The sequence below is a fragment of the Bradyrhizobium sp. 76 genome, assembly GCF_023073025.1.
Classification (GTDB): Bacteria; Pseudomonadota; Alphaproteobacteria; order Rhizobiales; family Xanthobacteraceae; genus Bradyrhizobium.
The window spans coordinates 634707-652741 of the sequence record NZ_JADPIS010000149.1; the positions used below are offsets into that span (position 1 = coordinate 634707).

Consider the following 18035-nt stretch of genomic DNA (forward strand, 5'->3'; position numbering starts at 1 on the left):
CATGACAGCCTTGACGGACGACACGCTGCCGGTAACCCCGCGCGCGATCCGCGACGAGATGATCGTCTTCGTGGTGATGGCGCTGCTGCTGGCTTCGGTGCCATTCACGGGGGTCTACCCGTTCTTCGTGATGCAGGCGCTGTGCTTCGCGCTGCTCGCCTGCGCCTTCAACCTGCTGATCGGCTATGGCGGTTTGCTGTCCTTCGGCCATGCGATGTTCCTAGGCACGGCCGGCTATTGCAGCGCGCATGCGCTGAAGGTGTGGGCGTTGCCGCCGGAGCTCGGCATCCTCGTCGGCGTCGCCGGTGCCTTCGTGCTCTCGCTCATCACGGGCTATATCTCGATCCGCCGCCAGGGCATCTATTTCTCGATGATCACGCTGGCGCTGTCGCAGCTTCTGTACTTCATCTACCTCCAGGCCCCGTTCACCCATGGTGAAGACGGCATCCAGGGTATTCCGCAGGGCCGCATGTTCGGAGTCTTCGATCTGACCAAGCCGACCGTGCTCTACTACGTGGTTCTGGTCGGCTTCCTCGCCGGCTTCCTGCTGATCTTCCGCATCATCAACTCGCCGTTCGGCGAGGTCCTCAAGGCGATCCGCGAGAACGAGCCGCGCGCGATCTCGCTGGGTTACCGCACCGATCAGTACAAGTTCCTGGCTTTCGTCCTGTCGGGCACGTTGGCCGGCTTTGCCGGTGCGTTGAAAGTCTTCGTGGCGCAAAACGCCTCGCTCACCGACGTGCACTGGTCGATGTCGGGCGAAGTCGTGCTGATGACGCTGGTCGGCGGACTCGGAACCGTGTTCGGTCCCGTGGTCGGTGCCTTCGTGATCATCGCCATGCAGCAATATCTGGCGGGGTTCGGCCAGTGGGTGACCGTGATCCAGGGCTCGATCTTCGTGATCTGCGTGCTCACCTTCCGCCGCGGCGTCATCGGAGAAATCGCGCATTACTTCCGGCGGTCGCTGTAAGTCATTGATATAATGGAAGATGTGTTGACGCGCGAAAGCGGTGGATGATCCGGCTCCACGGGCGTGAGGTGGCACGCGCGTGGATCGAAAATGGTCTATGACAGTTTCATGACGGCCCGCTCGGGCCAGGCCATTATCCAACCGGTAGTCTCTCTCCCATGATGCGATTGTTTCGCGCTTTCCTGCCCAAGGAAGAACGGTTCTTCGACCTGTTCGACCGCCACGCCCAGACCGTGATCCAGGGCTCGATCGCGCTCCAGAGCATGCTCAACGGGGGCGAGGAGACGCCGGTCTATTGCCAGCGCGTTAACCAGTTCGAGAACGATGCCGACAACATCACCCGTGAGGTGCTGACGGCGGTGCGCCGGACCTTCATCACCCCGTTCGACCGCGGCGACATCAAGAACCTGATCACCTCGATGGACGACGCCATCGACCAGATGCAACAGACCGCCAAGGCCGTGATGCTGTTCGAGGTCCGCAGCTTCGAGCCGCCCATGCGGGAGATCGGCGGGCTTCTGATCGAATGCGCCAATCTGGTCGGCCGTGCGCTGCCGTTGATGCAGAAGATCGGCCAGAACGTGGCCATGCTGACCGCGATCACGGAAGAGCTGGGCAAGCTGGAAGGCCGCGTCGACGATCTCCATGATATCGGGCTGAAGGAACTGTTCCTCAAGCATCGCAACGGCAACGCGATGGATTTCATCGTCGGCGCGGAGATCTACGACCATCTCGAGAAGGTCGCCGACCGCTTCGACGACGTCGCGAACGAGATCAACAGCATCGTCATCGAGCAAGTTTAGGGCAGGGGACCGCGCCGTGGATGTTGCGTTGGGTCTTCCCGTCCTGGTCGGACTGATCGCCGTCGCGCTGCTGTTCGACTTCCTGAACGGCCTGCACGACGCCGCCAATTCGATCGCGACCATCGTCTCGACCCGTGTGCTGCGGCCGCAATACGCGGTGTTCTGGGCCGCGTTCTTCAATTTCGTCGCCTTCATGGTGTTCGGGCTGCACGTCGCCCAGACCATCGGCACCGGCATCATCGATCCCGCGATCGTGGATGCCCAGGTGATCTTCGCTGCGCTGGTCGGCGCCATCGTCTGGAACCTGGTGACATGGGCGCTCGGCATCCCATCGTCCTCGTCTCATGCATTGATCGGTGGTTTGTTTGGTGCCGGCGTGGCCAAAGCGGGCCTTTCGGCGGTGGTCTGGAGCGGATTGTCCAAGACGGTGATCGCCATCGTGCTGTCTCCGCTCGTCGGCTTTCTGCTCGCGATGGTGCTGGTTGCGATCGTCTCCTGGGCCTCGGTGCGCTCCACGCCCTTTGCCGTGGATCGCGCCTTCCGCATCCTGCAATTCGCCTCCGCCTCGCTCTATTCGCTCGGCCACGGCGGCAACGACGCGCAGAAGACCATGGGCATCATCGCCGTGCTGCTCTATTCGCAGGGCCAGCTCGGCGGCGAATTCTTCGTCCCCTTCTGGGTGGTGCTTTCGTGCCAGGCCGCAATGGCGATGGGGACGCTGATGGGCGGCTGGCGCATCGTTCGGACCATGGGCCTGCGCATCACCAAGCTGACCCCGATGCAGGGCTTTTGCGCCGAGACCGGCGGTGCCGCGACCCTGTTCATGGCGACCTTCCTCGGCGTTCCCGTCTCGACCACCCACACCATCACCGGCGCCATCGTCGGTGTCGGCGCCGCCCGGCGCCTCTCGGCGGTGCGCTGGAACGTCGCCAGCTCGATCGTCTATGCCTGGGTGATCACGATGCCGGCCTCGGCCATCGTCGCCGCGCTGAGCTGGTGGGCGGTCAAGATCTTCGTCAGGTAACCAGCTTCAGCCCGACAATCCCGGCGACGATCAGCCCGATGCTGGCGAGGCGGAACGCGGTGGCCGGCTCGCCGAACAGGATGATCCCAAGTGTCGCGGTACCGACCGCGCCGATACCGGTCCAGACGGCATAAGCGGTTCCAATCGGCAGCGATTTGAGGGCGAGCCCGAGCAGGATGATGCTGCCGGCCATGGCGCCGAGCGTGAGGACCGACGGAACGAGCTTGCTGAAACCCTCGGTATATTTGAGGCCGATCGCCCAGGAGATCTCCAGCAGACCGGCGACGAACAGGATGCTCCAGGCCATGACGACCCTCCATTCAAGGCAGGGGCGTCCCCGCGACTGGTGTGCTGATGGAAAGGGAAGGTCGTCCCTCCCAACCAGGCGGATATGGGACTGGCCGGAACGCTCCGCAATCACCAGATGAGGCTTGATCAGGCTCATTTTCCCTGCCAAACGCTGCCGCAATGTCCGACATCGCCACCACAGCCGAATCGACGGCCCGTTCCTCGCTTGCCGCTGAAGTGTCGCGGCGGCGGACCTTTGCCATCATCTCGCATCCGGACGCCGGCAAGACCACGCTGACCGAAAAGCTGCTGCTGTTCGGCGGCGCCATCAATCTGGCCGGGCAGGTCAAGGCCAAAGGCGAGCGGCGCAACACGCGTTCGGACTGGATGAAGATCGAGCGCGAGCGCGGCATCTCGGTCGTGACATCGGTTATGACCTTCGAGTTCGAGGGCCTCGTGTTCAACCTGCTGGATACCCCGGGCCACGAGGACTTTTCGGAAGACACCTATCGCACGCTCACGGCGGTCGATTCCGCCGTCATGGTGATCGACGCCGCCAAGGGCATCGAGGCGCGCACCCGAAAGCTGTTCGAGGTCTGTCGTCTTCGCGACATCCCGATCATCACCTTCATCAACAAGATGGACCGCGAGAGTCGCGACGTCTTCGAGCTCCTGGACGAGATCGAGAAGACGCTGGCGCTCGATACCACGCCGATGACCTGGCCTGTCGGCCGCGGCCGTGAGTTCCTCGGCACCTATGACGTCGTCAATGGCGGCGTGCGTCTGCTCGAAGGCGGCGGCGCCAAGACCGGCGCGGCGCAGCAGATCGAGATCGCCGAGCTCGCCAAGCTCAACGCCAATCTCGACGTGTCGGCGGTCAAGGACGAGCTCGAGCTCGTCACCGCGGCTTCAAAACCGTTCGAGCTCGAAGCGTTTCGCGAGGGCCATCTGACGCCGGTTTATTTCGGCAGCGCGCTCCGCAATTTCGGCGTCGGCGACCTGCTGCAAGGGCTCGGCAAGTTCGCGCCCGAGCCGCGCGCGCAGGAGAGCGACCAGCGCAAGGTCGAAGCCACCGACCCGCGCATGAGCGCCTTCGTGTTCAAGATCCAGGCCAATATGGATCCCAACCACCGCGACCGCATCGCCTTCGCCCGCCTGTGCTCCGGCAAGCTGAGCCGCGGCATGAAGGCGAAGCTCGTGCGCACCGGCAAGAGCATGCCGCTATCCAGCCCGCAATTCTTCTTCGCGCAGGACCGTTCGGTTGCGGACGAGGCTTATGCAGGCGACGTCGTCGGGATTCCCAATCACGGCACGCTGCGCATCGGCGATACGCTGACCGACGGTGAGGATTTCAACTTCGTCGGCGTGCCGAGCTTTGCGCCGGAAATCGTTCGCCGCGTGCGTCTTACGGATGCGATGAAAGCGAAGAAGCTGAAGGAAGCGCTTCAGCAGATGTCGGAAGAGGGCGTGGTGCAGGTGTTCCGCCCGCGCGACGGCGCGCCCGCGTTGGTTGGTGTCGTCGGCGCACTGCAGCTCGACGTGCTCAAGGCGCGGCTGGATGCGGAATATTCGCTGCCGGTCGAATTCGAGGTCAGCGAGTTCCAGCTTGCACGCTGGGTCTCCTCGGAGGACCGCAAGAAGCTCGATACCTTCATCGCTGCCAACACCTCGAGCATCGCCGACGATGTCGACGGCGATCCCGTCTATCTGGCGCGGAACGAGTTCTATCTCGGCTACACAAGGGAACGGGCCGAGGGCATCGAGTTCACCAACGTCAAGGACGTCAAGAAGAAGGGGTAGGTGCGTTCCGTCCGCTCCTCACCCTCCGCTGTCATGCCCCGGCTTGACCGGGGCATCCAGTACGCCGCGGCTTCCCGGCTCAATCACAGACGTCCCGGAGTACTGGGTCGCTCGGTCAAGCCGGGCGACGACACCGTCCTTGGACGCGCGCATGTGAACAGCCGCAGGCTTGACGTTGCCGGCGGCAATGCCACGTTCACCCATGTGGCCTTGCGAGTTCACTTCATGTGGCGCGGCATCCTTGTTTTCCTCCTGCTGGCGATCTCGACGATCGCCGCCGATGCGCGGCCCCGGCAAATCAACCCAATTCCGTTTTCGCACGAGCCGTGCAGCGTGCTCGATGGCAGGCCCTGCACGCCGTCCTATTGCAGCCCGCTCGAGCCTGGTCCCTGTATTCCCGAGATCGACTATCCCTACGGCCAGAACCTCCAGCTCACGATCCAAAGCGTGCCGTCAGAGGCCGATCGCGCCAAATACCAAAAGCCGGATCACGATCTCGATACGATCGGCGATCTCTTCGCCGAGCTGCGCAGCTGCTGGTCGCCGCCAACGGACAATGCGCGCGCGGGCATGCAGATCGCCGTGCGTTTCAGCTTCAACAAATCGGGCGGCCTGATCGGCCCGCCGCGCCTGACCTTTGCGACCGCGGGGGTGGCCGCCGAGACGAGAACCACCTACCTCGATGCGGTCAATTCATCGTTGAACGCCTGCCTGCCGCTGAAATTCACCGGCGGTCTTGGCGGTGCCGTCGCCGGGCGGCCGATCGCGATCCGGTATGTCGACAATCGCGAGATCCACAAGTAGCGCGTCAGTTGCGACCCGCGGCCAATCGATGATACGCCATGGGCTGGGGCGCTGGTTGAGGGGAGAATCTCGTGGGTCTGCTGGTTATGATCCTGGGGCTTGCGCTGTTTTTCGCGGCGCATGTGTTCACGACGAAACGCGAGGCGCGCGCGCAGGCCATCGCGAGACTGGGCGAGGGGACCTACAAGATCCTCTATTCGCTTGCCTCGCTCGCGGGGCTCGCACTGATCATCTGGGGCTTCGCGCATTATCGCGCGACGGGCTGGATCGACGTCTGGTATCCGCCGAAGGCGCTGAAGCACATCACGCTCGCGCTGATGTTGCCCGCGGTCATCCTGGTGGTCGCATCCTACTTGCGCGGCCGCATCTATGCGACGCTGAAGCATCCGATGCTGGCCGGCATCAAGCTGTGGGCGGCGGCGCATCTTTTGGCCAATGGCGATCTCGGCTCCATCATCCTGTTCGGCTCCTTCCTGGGCTGGGCGGTGTATGATCGCATCACGCTGAAGCGTCGGACTGATGGTGGCGGTCCGCCGATTCCGGTCGGCGGCGTCACCAACGATCTGATCGCGGTCGTGGTTGGAATCGTCGCTTATCTGGCGCTGGCGTTTGCGTTCCATCCTGTCGTCATCGGCGTTCCCGTGATGGGCGGCTAGCCGATCAGCACAAGACAGGACCGCATGCCATGCGCGGAAGATAACGAGAGCAACAAGCCAAGGCATTTCGATGGACTGGTCGCATTCTCAGATCCCTCCAATGCGGTTCGAGGCGCGCTTCGGCGATCGGATCGTGCCGGCATTTTGCGATCGGCCGTCGAGCCTGTGGGCGATGATTGCGGACGCCTGCGCCCGCAATCCCGACGGCGAAGCGCTGATCTCAGGCCATGTCCGGCTGAACTGGCGGCAGGCCGTCGAGCAGGCTGCGCGGATTGCGGCGGGATTTCGCAAGCTCGGACTGCAGCGCGGCGATCGTGTCGCGATCCTGCTCGGCAACCGCGTCGAATTCCCGCTGCTGCTGTTTGCTGCCGCGCATGAGGGGCTCGTGACGGTGCTGCTCAGCACGCGCCAGCAGAAACCGGAAATCGCCTATGTCCTCGCCGACTGCGGTGCCAAAATCCTGATCCACGAGGCGGCGCTCGCGGCGGGTCTGCCGGACGCGCTGGATGTGCCCGACATAATCCACCGCATCGCCGTCGACGACGATCCGGCTCTGTCGCGTTTCGCGGTGCTGGCAGACAACGCCCCGGCCTCGGCACCGGTCGAGACGAGCGAGGAGGACACCGCGATGATCCTCTACACCTCGGGCACGACAGGCAAGCCGAAGGGTGCGATGCTGGCCCATTGCAACATCGTGCATTCCTCAATGATCTTCGTGTCCTGCCTGCAATTGACGGCGGCCGACCGCTCGATCGCGGCGGTGCCGCTCGGCCACGTCACCGGCGTCGTCGCCAATATCACGACGATGATCTGCTGCGCTGGCGCGCTGATCATCATGCCGGAGTTCAAGGCCGGCGAATATCTCAAGCTCGCCGCGCGCGAGCGCGTCACCTACACGGTGATGGTGCCGGCGATGTACAATCTCTGCCTGCTCCAGCCCGATTTCGAGAGCTACGATCTGTCGAGCTGGCGCATCGGCGGCTTTGGCGGCGCACCGATGCCGGTTGCCACCATCGAGAAGCTCAAGGCGATCATTCCCGGCCTCGAGCTGGCGAATTGCTATGGCGCGACCGAGACCACGTCGCCGTCCACGATCATGCCGGGCAGGTTGACCGCAAGCCATATCGACAGCGTCGGCCTGCCGTGTCCGGGTGCGCGCATCCTGGCGATGGACGCGGACGGGCGTGAGCTGCCGCCCGGGGAAATCGGCGAGCTCTGGATCCAGAGTGCCTCCGTGATCAAGGGCTATTGGAGCAATCCAAAAGCCACGACCGAAAGCTTCACCAGCGGGTTCTGGCATTCCGGCGATCTCGGCTCGGTCGACACGGAGGGTTTTGTCCGGGTGTTCGACCGGCAGAAGGACATGATCAATCGCGGTGGCCTCAAGATCTATTCGGCCGAGGTCGAATCCGTGCTGGCCGGCCATCCCGCCGTGGTCGAGAGCGCGATAGTCGCCAAGACGTGCCCGGTGCTGGGCGAGCGCGTCCACGCCGTGGTGGTGGCGCGCGCACCGGTGGACAGCGAGGCCTTGCGCTCCTGGTGCGCGGAGCGGCTGTCCGACTACAAGGTCCCGGAGACCATGGTGATCACCGCGGAGCCGCTGCCGCGTAATGCCAATGGCAAGGTGCTGAAACGGCAGCTGCGGGAGCTGTTGGGAACCTGAGCCGGGGAGGCGGTCTGTCCGGGCTGTCTCGGGTGGTTAAAGCCTTGATCGGGCTCGCTTTGCCTTGCCACCGCCATATCGTTAGGGTACCCCGCCGCCACGTGGGGGACGGGATTCCTGACGCGAACGCTTTGGCGCGCGCACCCGGACGGGCATGGGATTAGCATAAGTGTCTGAATTATTTGACGAAGTCGACGAGGAAGTACGTCGCGAGCAGCTCAAGAAGCTGTGGGACAAATATTCGATCGTCTTTATCGCACTGATGGTGTTGATCGTCGCCGCCGTGGGTGGCTGGCGCGCTTACCAGTATGTGGAGGCCAAGAAGGCTGCCGAGGCCGGTGCTGCCTTCGAGAAGGCCGCCGAGCTGTCCGAGCAGGACAAGCATGCGGAGGCCGAGGTGGCCTTCACCGAGCTCGCTGCCAAGGCTCCATCAGGCTATCGCACTCTGGCGCGGCTGCGTGCCGCGGCCGAGGCGGCGGCCCGCGATCCCAAGGCAGGCGCCAAGCTGTATGACGACATCGCCGCCGACCGCAGCGTAGGCGGCGAGTGGCAGGATCTGGCAAAGATCCGCGCCGCCGGTCTCCTGCTCGACAGCGCGGGCTATGCCGACATGCAGCAGCGGCTGGAAGCCTCCACCGCGCCCAAATCGACCTTCCGCCATACCGCCCGCGAGATGCTGGCGCTGTCGGCCTGGCGCAACAACGACATGACCGCGGCCCGCAAATGGCTCGACGCGATTGCCGAGGATGGCGAAACGCCGCCCGGCCTGCGCTCACGGGCCGAGGCGCTGCAGGCCCTGCTGCCGCCCGTAGCCAAGAGCTGAGCCGAGAGCTGAGACGAGATACCGATATGCGCCGCACGCCACGCTTGATCGCAGCCGCCGTCCTGATCGCCTTCACGGGCGTGCTGGGCGGTTGCTCCAGCTTCGATCCGAGCGACATGCTGGACTTCCTCGATACCAAGAAGAAGCTGCCGGGCGACCGCAAGCCGGTGTTCCCGGAAGGCGTGCCGGGCCTTGAGCAGGGCGTTCCGAAGGATATGTACAAGGGCGCGCAGCAACAGCCCGATCCGAACGGCCCCGCCGTCGCGGCTCTGCCCACCGAGCCTCTGCCCGAGCCAGCCAAGCCGGCGAAGGGTGCCAAGGCGAAAAAGACCAGGCAGCCGGCCAGCGCGGCCGTTGCGCCGGCTGAGGCGCCCGCCGGCGAAGTCGATGGCGAGGCCCAGCCCGAGGTCGCGCCGCCCGCAGCCACTCCGCCGCCCAGGCAGAAGATCGTGCGCAAGCGCACCACCGCGCCGCCGCCCGATCAGCCTGTCCAGCAGGCGCAACCGACCCAGACCACCCAGCAGCAATCGCAGGGCGCCTTCCCGGCACCGATGCCGAGCGGCAGCTTCTCGCGCTAATTTTTCATTTCATTGACAGGCGCGGCTCCGGCAGCGCACGAATGACCCATGTCCTTTAAGATTGCCATTATCGGCCGGCCGAATGTCGGCAAGTCGACGCTGTTCAACCGCCTAGTCGGGCAGAAGCTCGCGCTTGTCGATGATCTGCCGGGCGTCACCCGCGATCGCCGCGAGGGCGAGGCCAGGCTCGGCGATCTCGACTTCACGATCATCGACACCGCCGGCCTCGATGAGGGCGCCAAGGGCTCACTGACCGCCCGCATGCAGGAGCAGACGGAGGCCGCGATCGCACAGGCCGACGCGCTGTTCTTCGTGATCGATGCCCGCATGGGCCTCACGCCCAACGATCGCGCCTTCGCCGATTTCGCCCGGAAGGCCAACAAGCCGGTGCTGCTCGTCGCCAACAAGAGCGAAGGCAAGCATGGCGATGCCGGCGCGATGGAGGCTTTCGCGCTAGGCCTCGGCGATCCCATCCAGATCTCGGCCGAGCACGGCGAGGGCATGGGCGAGCTCTATGATGCTCTGCGCCCGCTGATGCCGGAGCCGGTGGAAGAGGATGAGTTCGAAGACGATGAGCCGCTGACGGAGGAAGAGGCCGCCACGCGCCCGATCCGGGTCGCGATCGTCGGCCGGCCCAACGCCGGCAAGTCGACGATGATCAATCATCTGCTCGGCGAGGAGCGCCTGCTGACGAGCCCGGAGGCCGGCACCACGCGCGATTCCATCGCGGTCGAGATCAACTGGAAGGGCCGCGAGTTTCGCGTGTTCGACACCGCAGGTCTGCGCCGGCGCTCCCGGATCGAGGAGAAGCTCGAAAAGCTCTCGGTCGCCGACGCACTGCGCGCGGTGCGCTTTGCCGAAGTCGTCGTGATGATGATGGACGCGCAGAACCGTTTCGAGGAGCAGGATCTTCGCATCGCCGACCTGATCGAGCGCGAGGGTCGCGCCGTCGTGCTCGCCGTCAACAAATGGGACCTGATGGAGAGCAAGGGTGGCGGCGCGATCTCGAACCTGCGCCGCGATGCCGATCACTTGCTGCCGCAGATCAAGGGCGTGCCGATCGTCGCCGTCTCCGGCTTGGTGGGCGAGGGCATCGATCGATTGATGCAGGCGATCCAGGATGCCTATGCGCTTTGGAACAGGCGTGTGTCGACCGCGGCGCTGAATCGCTGGTTCGAGGAGGCGGTCCAGGCCAATCCGCCGCCGGCCGTGTCCGGACGACGACTCAAGCTGAACTACATCACGCAGACCAAGGCCCGCCCGCCGAGCTTCGTGCTGTTCTGCTCGCGTGCGGATGCGGTGCCGCAGTCCTATCTGCGCTACCTCACCAATTCGCTGCGTGAGGCCTTCGAGCTGCCGGGCACACCGGTGCGCATCACCTTGCGCGAGAAGGCCAATCCGTTCGCCCACAAGCGCAAGCGGCCGTCGTGAGCAACGACGCCGGCGAGGCGATGGCGCAGGGCGCAGCGCCAGTCCGGCGCGGTGCGGTCGCCTTCATCTTCGTCACGATCCTGCTCGACATGCTCGCGCTCGGCGTGATCATGCCGATCCTGCCGAAACTGATCGAGAGCTTCGTCGATAACGACACGGCGCATGCGGCCCGCATCTTCGGGCTGTTCGGCACCGCCTGGGCGCTGATGCAGTTCGTGTTCTCGCCGGTGCTTGGCGCGCTGTCGGATCGCTTCGGGCGGCGGCCGGTGGTGCTGCTGTCGAATTTCGGGCTCGCGGCCGATTATGTGCTAATGGCGCTGGCGCCGTCGCTGGTCTGGCTGTTCGTCGGCCGCGTCATCTCGGGCATCACCTCGGCCAGCATCTCGACCGCCTTTGCCTATATCGCAGACATCACGCCGCCGGAGCGGCGCGCGGCGGTGTTCGGCAGGATTGGCGCTGCCTTCGGCGCCGGCTTCGTGCTGGGCCCGGCACTGGGCGGCCTGCTCGGCGATATCGATCCGCGCCTGCCGTTCTGGGCCTCGGCGGCCTTAAGCTTTGCCAATGCGCTCTATGGGCTCTTCGTCCTGCCGGAATCGCTGGCGCCGGACAAGCGCGCGCCGTTCCGCTGGAGGAGCGCCAATCCGCTCGGTGCGCTCCGCCTGCTGCGTTCCAATGCGGTGCTCGCCGCGTTGTCCGTCGTCAACTTCATCGCGCAGGTCGCGCATGTCGTGCTGCCCTCGACCTTCGTGCTCTACGCGACCTATCGCTACGGCTGGGATTCGAAGACCGTGGGATTGACGCTGGCGATGGTCGGCGTCTGCGCCCTGGTGGTGCAGGGGCTCGCGATCGGCCCGATCGTGCGTGTGCTCGGCGAGCGCAATGCGTTGTTGATGGGCCTGTGCTGTGGCGCGATCGGCTTCGTGATCTTCGGCGCGGCGCCGACCGGGCCGCTGTTCTGGATCGGCATTCCCGTGATGTCGCTGTGGGGCATTTCGGGCGCCGCCATGCAATCGCTGATGACCCGGCTGGTCGCGCCCTATCAGCAAGGCCAGTTGCAGGGCGCGACCGCGAGCGTGCAGAGCGTGTCGCAGCTCGTCGGCCCGTTCCTGTTCACGCTGACGTTTTCATACTTCATCGGCGCCAGCGCGCCGTGGCAGCTGCCCGGCGCGCCGTTCCTGCTCGCGGCGGTGCTGATGGTGGCGTGCGTGGCGATTGCTGTGCGGGCGCTGGGCGCGGCAACATCAGAATCGTAGGATGGGTTACGCCTTCGGCAAACCACCCTACAAAGCCTCGTTTACTTCTTCACCAGCGGGCACTCGCTGTCCTTGAGCGGCTTGGCCGCATCTTCCGCCGCGATCGTGGCGATCTGCTTGTAGTAATCCCACGGTCCCTTCGATTCTTCGGGCTTCTTCACCTCGAACAGATAGGCCGGGATGAGACGACGCCCGTCCTCGCGCAGCGGACCCTTGCCGAACAGCGGATCGTCGGTCGGAAGCTCCTTCATCTTGGCGACGACCTTGGCGCCGTCATGCGGATTGCTGCCGAGCGCATCCATCGCCTTGAGATAATGCAGCACCATCGCGTAATTGCCGGCCTGCGTCATCGAGGGCATCGCATTCTTGTTGGCCAGCGCCGAGAAGCGCTTCGACCAGGCGCGGGTCTGGTCGTTCATGTCCCAGTAGAAAGATTCGGTGAAGGTCAGGCCCTGCGCGGTCTTCAGACCCAGCGAATGCACGTCGTTGATGAACAGCAGCAACGCCGCGAGCTTCTGCCCGCCCTGCACAATGCCGAACTCGGCGGCCTGCTTGATCGAGTTCGTGGTGTCGCCGCCGGCATTGGCTAGGCCCACGACCTTGGCCTTGGACGATTGAGCCTGCAGCAGGAAGGACGAGAAGTCCGCGGTATTGATCGGATGCTTGACGCTGCCGAGCACCTTGCCGCCGTTCGCGGTCACGACCGCGGTGGTGTCGCGTTCGAGCGCATGGCCGAAGGCATAATCTGCGGTCAGGAAGAACCAGCTGTCGCCGCCGGCCTTGGTCAGCGCCTTGCCGGTGCCGTTGGCCAACATGTAGGTGTCGTAGGTATACGAGACCGTGTTCGGCGTGCAGGCCTTGCCGGTCAGGTCGGCCGAGGCCGCGCCGGAATTGAGCAGCACCGCATTCTTTTCCTTGACCAGATTGCTGACCGCCAGGGCGACACCGGAATTCGGCGTGTCTGCAATCGCGTCGATCTTGTCGTTGTCGATCCACTGCCGGGCAATGTTGACGCCGACGTCCGGCTTGTTCTGGTGGTCGCCGCTGATGACGTCGATCGTCCAGCCCTTCTTGAGCAGGCCAGAATCCTCGACCGCCATCTTGATCGCGACCACGGAGTTCGGGCCGCCGATGTCGGCGTAGAGGCTGGACATGTCATTGAGCACGCCGATCTTGACGGTCTTGTCCTGGGCGAAGGCGGATGTGGCAAAACCGAAGGCGGCACAGGCCAGAAGGGCCGCAGAGCGGCGCGCGAACGTCGTCGTCATAAAAGATTTCCTCCATTGTCAAACATGCGGACGGCCCTCTTGAACGGAGCCTTGTTCCGGCTGATGGCTCTACCGTGTCCCACCGCCGTCGGCAATGCGCCTAAAGCCGGATGACGCTGCGTCGCAGCGTCATCCCTCCGTTAACTTTTGGGCAAAATGCGTCGAGACGCTATTTCAGCGCGTCCGATGTCAGCTTGAATTTCTGGACGCGCTTTCCGGTGTCGACCTCGGCGGTATAGACGTTACCCTTGGCGTCGATCGCCATGGCATGCACCCAGTGGAATTGTCCGGCATTGCGGCCGTTGTGGCCGAAGCTGCCGACCACGCTGCCGTCCTCGCGCCTGATCACCCTGATCTCGTTGTTCTCGCCGTCGGCGCTGAGCAGCCAGGTCTGCTTCGGATCGGGCCAGATCGCGATGTCCCACACCGCGCCGTTGCCGAGCGTGTTCTTCTCGAAGAAGAACTCCTTCACGAAGGTGCCGTCCTTCTTGAACACTTGGATGCGGTTGTTGATGCGGTCGCAGACGTAGACGAGACCGTCATTGGCGAGTTTTACGCAATGGACGGGATTGCCGAACTGCTGGGACACCGGCGCCTTGGGATCGTACGCCGCCTGCTTGGTGTCATCGGGCTTGTTGCCGTAGGCGCCCCAGTGCCGCTTATAGGCGAGGGTGGTCGCGTCGAACACGATGATGCGGCGATTGCCATAGCCGTCGGCGACGTAGATCTCGTTGGCGGCCTTGTCGATCGCGGTCTCGGCGGGCTTGCCGAGCTGCGTCGTGTCGTTGCTGCCGAGGCTCGGCGCGATCTTGCCGATCTGGGCGACGAACTTGCCGTCGAGCGTGAATTTCAGGATCGCGTTGTCGTTGTCGGCATTGCCGCCGACCCAGACGAAGCCGCGCTCGTCGACCTCGATGCCGTGCTCGCGGCCGACCCATTCATAGCCTTCGCCCGCGCCGCCCCACGATCGCAGCAGGTTGCCGTCGCTGTCGAATTCGAGCACGGGCGGCGCCGAGACGCAGCATTTCGAGCGCGGCGGGGTGAGGCTTGCGCCTTTCTCGTCGTCGGTGAGCGAGCGCGGTCGATGGATCACCCAGATGTGGCCTTGCCAGTCGACGGTGATGCCGCCGACCTGGCCGAGGATCCAGTTGTTCGGCAACGGCTTTGGCCAGGACGCATCGACCGCGAAGGTCGGGACATCGCCGGCGGTCGCCGCGCCCGGAAGCGCGAACGCCACGGCGGCGATCAGGACGGAGAGGGCGCGAGAGACATTTGCGAGCGCACGCGTAGAGCCTGCGCGATTCCGCCATGGTGCCATGGCAACCTCCCTTTTTTGGCCTGCAGCTTGCTGCCGCTTGAGCGCGGGCAGTCAATCGCGGGGAGGCCGTCAAGTCAATCAGGCCGGAGAGCGGAAGCTCATCAGGCTGCGGGTCTTGTAGTCGTAGAACTTGCCGGTCTCGGTCCAATCAGGCGCGCACATCGGCACGATGAATTCGGCGACCTGCTCGGCCGTATCGAGCGTCGCCGGGTCTTCGCCCGGCATCAGCGTGGCGCGCATCCGAGTGCGGACGGGGCCCGGATTGAACAGATTGACGCGCAGCTTGGTGTTCGCGGTCTCCTGCGCCCAGGCGCGCGCCAGCGTCTCCAGCGCCGCCTTGGAGGCGGCGTAGGGGCTGACATAAGCGGTCGCCTTGTTGGCGGCGCCGGAAGTGACGAACACGGCGCGGCCGGCGTCGGACTGCTTCAGAAGCGGCTCCATGCAGCGGATCAGCTGGAAGTTCGCGGAGACGTTGACCGCCATCACGTCGGTGAAGGCCTTCAGCTCGATATGGCCGATCGGTGAGGAGGGCCCAAGCACGCCGGCATTGCCGACGAGGATGTCGAGCTTGCCGTAGCGCTCATGCAGGCCGGCACCGAGGCGCGCGATGCCGTCGGAATCGGTGAGGTTGAGCGGCACCAGCGTGGCGCTGCCGCCGTCCTTGCGGATCTCGTCGTCGAGCTCTTCAAGCCCGCCCTGCGTGCGCGCGACCGCAACGATATGCGCGCCGGCCTTGGCCAGCGCCTTGGCCGTGGCGAAGCCGATGCCGCGCGAGGCGCCGGTGACGAGAGCGATGCGGTCGGCGAGAGGATTTGTCATGGCGGGGTTTTACAGGCGTGGATGGCCGGGACAAGTCTGGCCATACAAAAACAAGCCAGACCTAGTAGTCGTTGCCGGTCCCAACCGAGGGTCCACGGTCTTCGCGGTCATCGGGAGTGACCTTCGTGCCTTGTCGAAAGGCAAAGAAGATAAACCCAATGAGCAATGAACCGCCGATAATCGCAATTACCGACTGGGTCATGGCATGCCTTCGTCAGCTCGCCTCCGCCAGCAACGACAATTGCCGCGGCTGCTGCTCGGTCTGGGTCTGGTCGGTGAGGTGGGTCGGATAGGCCCCGGTGAAGCAATGATCCGAGAATTTCGGATTGGCGGGGTCGCGGCCCGGCTCGCCCATGGCGCGGTACATGCCGTCGATCGACAGGAAGGCGAGCGAGTCGGCGCCGATGATCTCGCGCATCTCTTCCAGCGAATGTGTCGCCGCAAGAAGACCACCACGGTCCGGCAGGTCGATTCCGTAATAGTCGGGATAGAGGATCGGCGGCGAGGCGAGGCGGAAGTGCACTTCCTTGGCGCCGGCATCGCGCATCATGCGCACGATCTTCTTCGAGGTGGTGCCGCGTACCAGCGAATCGTCGATCAGGATGATGCGTTTGCCTTCGATCGCGGCGCGGTTGGCCGAATGCTTCATGCGCACGCCGGATTCGCGGATCGCCTGCGTCGGCTGGATGAAGGTGCGGCCGACATAGTGGTTGCGGATGATGCCGAGTTCGAACGGGATGCCGGAATGCTGGCTGTAGCCGACCGCGGCGGGCACGCCGGAGTCCGGCACCGGCACCACCACATCGACCGGCACGTGGCTCTCGCGCGCAAGCTGCGCACCGAAGGCCTTGCGGACCTCGTAGACCGAGCGGCCGTGAACGATGGAATCCGGACGGGAGAAGTAGATGTATTCGAAGATGCAGGGACGCGGCGCGATCGGCGGGAACGGCTTGTGGATGTCCTGCCCGTTCTCGTCGAACACGATGACCTCGCCGGGCTCGATGTCGCGGACGAAGCGTGCGCCGATGATGTCGAGGGCGCAGGTCTCGGAGGTCAGGATCGGGCAACCATCGAGTTCGCCGAGCACCAGCGGACGGATGCCGCGCGGATCGCGCGCGCCGACCAGCTTCTTGTTGGTCAGCGACACCAGTGCATAGGCGCCCTCGATCTCGCGCAGCGCGTCGATATAGCGCTCGATGAAACGGCTGCGCCTGGAGCGCGCGACCAAATGCAGGATCACCTCGGTGTCGGTGGTCGACTGCATCATCGCGCCGTTCTTCACGAGCTCGCGGCGCAGCGTCAGGCCGTTGGTGAGATTGCCGTTGTGGGCGACCGCAAGGCCGCCGGCATTCAATTCGGCGAACAGCGGCTGCACGTTGCGCAGGATGGTCGCGCCGGTGGTGGAATAACGGACATGGCCGACCGCCATTGTGCCGGGCAGGCGGTCGATCACCTCACGGCGGGAGAAGGTGTCACCGACGAGGCCGAGGCGGCGTTCCGAATGAAAGCGGCCGCCGTCATAGGAGACGATGCCGGCGGCTTCCTGGCCGCGGTGCTGAAGGGCGTGGAGGCCGAGCGCCGTGATGGCGGCGGCATCTGGGTGGCCGTAGATGCCGAAGACGCCGCATTCCTCGCGCAGCGTATCCCCCTCCAGATCGTCTTGAAGTTCCAGCGCGGCCGGGCCGAGATCAAGTAGGGCGTCCTGGTCAGGATTTCGCATCTCGTCCGAGCCTCTCGTTAGGGCTTATCAACGCGCCGCGGGTTTCTCGATCAGCTTTTTAAGGCTGTCACGAGCCGGTTTGCTGTATCCGTCGGCACTGCCCGAAGGCTGCTGCTCGGAATCAGTTTGCTCTTCATCTGGTTTGTTTTTCTTGAATCTCTTCAAGATGGTGTTCTCGGGGTCGTCAGGCAAGAGGGCCATCAGCCAATCGCCGGTTCCCTGCAGCACCACGCGGGATTTGGCCCCTGTGACCCAATCCGGGCGCTGCTTGTCCGGCACCAGCCAGGTGAAGAACAGGAAGGCGACCACGACGATCAAAAGCCCGCGCGCCAGCCCGAACAGAAAGCCGAGGGTGCGGTCCAGCGCGCCGATGCGCGAATCCAGGATCATGTCGGAGATCCGGACCGTGATCACGGAGACCACGACCAGGGTGCCTACGAACACGCCGGCGACCACGACCACGCTCGCGACGGTATCGTTGTTGAAATAGGTCTTTGCGGTCGGCAGCAGCTTCGAGAACGAATAAAGGGTGACGATCGCCGCCGTGCCCCAGGCCGCGATCGACAGGATTTCGCGCATGAAGCCGCGAACCATGGCGAGCAGGCCCGAAATCAGCATCACACCGAGCAGGATCAGGTCGAGGATGGTTACTGGCATCGGCTGGTCTGGTCCGCTCGTACTTCAAGGTGCTCAGCGAATCGGTGTTTGGCCGCCGCCCCTAAGTGAGGGCCAGACGACGTTCCCGGCAAGGCCGCAACCACGCAATCCCATGCTGCTTTTGTGACGGCTGTATAGCGGCGAGGGCGGGGGACGTCAC

17 protein-coding genes are annotated in these 18035 nt (G+C 64.5%); 11 read left to right on the forward strand and 6 right to left on the reverse strand.

Annotated features, from left to right (window positions below; translation table 11 throughout):
* Nucleotide 1 precedes the first annotated feature (1 nt).
* The 3 genes from IVB48_RS38550 to IVB48_RS38560 all read left to right on the forward strand — a co-directional run bounded on the left by IVB48_RS38550 (nt 2) and on the right by IVB48_RS38560 (nt 2797).
* Nucleotides 2-970 carry a branched-chain amino acid ABC transporter permease gene (locus IVB48_RS38550; RefSeq protein WP_007592084.1) on the forward strand — a complete coding sequence of 323 codons (969 nt, stop codon included), beginning with the start codon at nt 2-4 and terminating at the stop codon, nt 968-970.
* A gap of 158 nt (nt 971-1128) precedes the next feature.
* A complete protein-coding gene (locus IVB48_RS38555) occupies nt 1129-1773 on the forward strand; it encodes a DUF47 domain-containing protein (RefSeq protein ID WP_027517485.1) in 645 nt (214 codons plus the stop codon).
* Between the two features lie 16 nt (nt 1774-1789).
* Nucleotides 1790-2797 (forward strand): inorganic phosphate transporter, encoded by a 1008-nt coding sequence (locus IVB48_RS38560; protein ID WP_027569633.1) that lies wholly within the window; start codon nt 1790-1792, stop codon nt 2795-2797.
* Here the strand turns inward: IVB48_RS38560 and sugE are convergent.
* The gene (sugE, locus tag IVB48_RS38565; protein WP_247408372.1) at nt 2790-3104 is read right to left on the reverse strand and encodes a quaternary ammonium compound efflux SMR transporter SugE; all 315 of its coding nucleotides are present in this window, start codon (nt 3102-3104) and stop codon (nt 2790-2792) included. The two genes, IVB48_RS38560 and sugE, sit on opposite strands and share 8 nt — an antisense overlap.
* 161 nt (nt 3105-3265) lie before the next feature.
* Here sugE and IVB48_RS38570 point away from each other — a divergent pair, with 161 nt between their 5' ends.
* From IVB48_RS38570 to IVB48_RS38605, 8 genes are all read left to right on the forward strand, one after another.
* On the forward strand, nt 3266-4885 hold the full coding sequence (locus tag IVB48_RS38570; RefSeq protein ID WP_247360559.1) for a peptide chain release factor 3: 1620 nt from the start codon (nt 3266-3268) through the stop codon (nt 4883-4885).
* A gap of 225 nt (nt 4886-5110) precedes the next feature.
* The gene (locus IVB48_RS38575) at nt 5111-5689 is read left to right on the forward strand and encodes a hypothetical protein (protein ID WP_247408820.1); all 579 of its coding nucleotides are present in this window, start codon (nt 5111-5113) and stop codon (nt 5687-5689) included.
* 71 nt (nt 5690-5760) lie between these two features.
* Nucleotides 5761-6345, forward strand: coding sequence for an NnrU family protein (locus IVB48_RS38580; RefSeq protein WP_007609254.1), 585 nt, complete (start codon nt 5761-5763; stop codon nt 6343-6345).
* Between the two features lie 70 nt (nt 6346-6415).
* Complete coding sequence (locus IVB48_RS38585; protein ID WP_247408374.1) at nt 6416-8008, forward strand: class I adenylate-forming enzyme family protein; 1593 nt, start codon at nt 6416-6418, stop codon at nt 8006-8008.
* A gap of 169 nt (nt 8009-8177) precedes the next feature.
* Nucleotides 8178-8831 (forward strand): tetratricopeptide repeat protein, encoded by a 654-nt coding sequence (locus tag IVB48_RS38590; RefSeq protein ID WP_247408377.1) that lies wholly within the window; start codon nt 8178-8180, stop codon nt 8829-8831.
* Between the two features lie 26 nt (nt 8832-8857).
* Complete coding sequence (locus IVB48_RS38595; RefSeq protein ID WP_247408378.1) at nt 8858-9409, forward strand: hypothetical protein; 552 nt, start codon at nt 8858-8860, stop codon at nt 9407-9409.
* Between the two features lie 48 nt (nt 9410-9457).
* A complete protein-coding gene (der, locus tag IVB48_RS38600) occupies nt 9458-10840 on the forward strand; it encodes a ribosome biogenesis GTPase Der (protein WP_247408380.1) in 1383 nt (460 codons plus the stop codon).
* Entirely contained in the window at nt 10837-12093 is a 1257-nt protein-coding gene (locus IVB48_RS38605; RefSeq protein ID WP_247408382.1) for a TCR/Tet family MFS transporter, read from the forward strand. The genes der and IVB48_RS38605 overlap by 4 nt, the downstream gene beginning before the upstream one ends.
* Before the next feature lie 41 nt (nt 12094-12134).
* Here IVB48_RS38605 and IVB48_RS38610 read toward each other — a convergent pair whose 3' ends face one another.
* The 5 genes from IVB48_RS38610 to IVB48_RS38630 all read right to left on the reverse strand — a co-directional run bounded on the left by IVB48_RS38610 (nt 12135) and on the right by IVB48_RS38630 (nt 17875).
* Nucleotides 12135-13361 carry an ABC transporter substrate-binding protein gene (locus IVB48_RS38610; RefSeq protein WP_247408385.1) on the reverse strand — a complete coding sequence of 409 codons (1227 nt, stop codon included), beginning with the start codon at nt 13359-13361 and terminating at the stop codon, nt 12135-12137.
* A 169-nt stretch (nt 13362-13530) separates the two neighbouring features.
* Nucleotides 13531-14679 (reverse strand): hypothetical protein, encoded by a 1149-nt coding sequence (locus tag IVB48_RS38615; RefSeq protein WP_247408387.1) that lies wholly within the window; start codon nt 14677-14679, stop codon nt 13531-13533.
* A gap of 78 nt (nt 14680-14757) precedes the next feature.
* On the reverse strand, nt 14758-15498 hold the full coding sequence (locus IVB48_RS38620) for an SDR family NAD(P)-dependent oxidoreductase (protein WP_247408389.1): 741 nt from the start codon (nt 15496-15498) through the stop codon (nt 14758-14760).
* Between the two features lie 214 nt (nt 15499-15712).
* A complete protein-coding gene (gene purF / locus IVB48_RS38625; protein WP_007609288.1) occupies nt 15713-17218 on the reverse strand; it encodes an amidophosphoribosyltransferase in 1506 nt (501 codons plus the stop codon).
* A gap of 27 nt (nt 17219-17245) precedes the next feature.
* A complete protein-coding gene (locus IVB48_RS38630) occupies nt 17246-17875 on the reverse strand; it encodes a CvpA family protein (RefSeq protein ID WP_027569646.1) in 630 nt (209 codons plus the stop codon).
* Nucleotides 17876-18035: the final 160 nt, after the last annotated feature.

Excerpts from the sequence above, each read along its gene's own strand:
- sugE (WP_247408372.1), bottom strand. The coding sequence starts at position 3,104 with ATGGCCTGGAGCATCCTGTTCGTCGCCGGTCTGCTGGAGATCTCCTGG.
- IVB48_RS38585 (WP_247408374.1), top strand. The coding sequence starts at position 6,416 with ATGGACTGGTCGCATTCTCAGATCCCTCCAATGCGGTTCGAGGCGCGC.
- IVB48_RS38575 (WP_247408820.1), top strand. The coding sequence starts at position 5,111 with ATGTGGCGCGGCATCCTTGTTTTCCTCCTGCTGGCGATCTCGACGATC.
- purF (WP_007609288.1), bottom strand. The coding sequence starts at position 17,218 with ATGCGAAATCCTGACCAGGACGCCCTACTTGATCTCGGCCCGGCCGCG.
- IVB48_RS38620 (WP_247408389.1), bottom strand. The coding sequence starts at position 15,498 with ATGACAAATCCTCTCGCCGACCGCATCGCTCTCGTCACCGGCGCCTCG.
- IVB48_RS38555 (WP_027517485.1), top strand. The coding sequence starts at position 1,129 with ATGATGCGATTGTTTCGCGCTTTCCTGCCCAAGGAAGAACGGTTCTTC.
- IVB48_RS38630 (WP_027569646.1), bottom strand. The coding sequence starts at position 17,875 with ATGCCAGTAACCATCCTCGACCTGATCCTGCTCGGTGTGATGCTGATT.
- der (WP_247408380.1), top strand. The coding sequence starts at position 9,458 with ATGTCCTTTAAGATTGCCATTATCGGCCGGCCGAATGTCGGCAAGTCG.
- IVB48_RS38595 (WP_247408378.1), top strand. The coding sequence starts at position 8,858 with ATGCGCCGCACGCCACGCTTGATCGCAGCCGCCGTCCTGATCGCCTTC.
- IVB48_RS38615 (WP_247408387.1), bottom strand. The coding sequence starts at position 14,679 with ATGGCACCATGGCGGAATCGCGCAGGCTCTACGCGTGCGCTCGCAAAT.
- IVB48_RS38550 (WP_007592084.1), top strand. The coding sequence starts at position 2 with ATGACAGCCTTGACGGACGACACGCTGCCGGTAACCCCGCGCGCGATC.
- IVB48_RS38610 (WP_247408385.1), bottom strand. The coding sequence starts at position 13,361 with ATGACGACGACGTTCGCGCGCCGCTCTGCGGCCCTTCTGGCCTGTGCC.
- IVB48_RS38570 (WP_247360559.1), top strand. The coding sequence starts at position 3,266 with ATGTCCGACATCGCCACCACAGCCGAATCGACGGCCCGTTCCTCGCTT.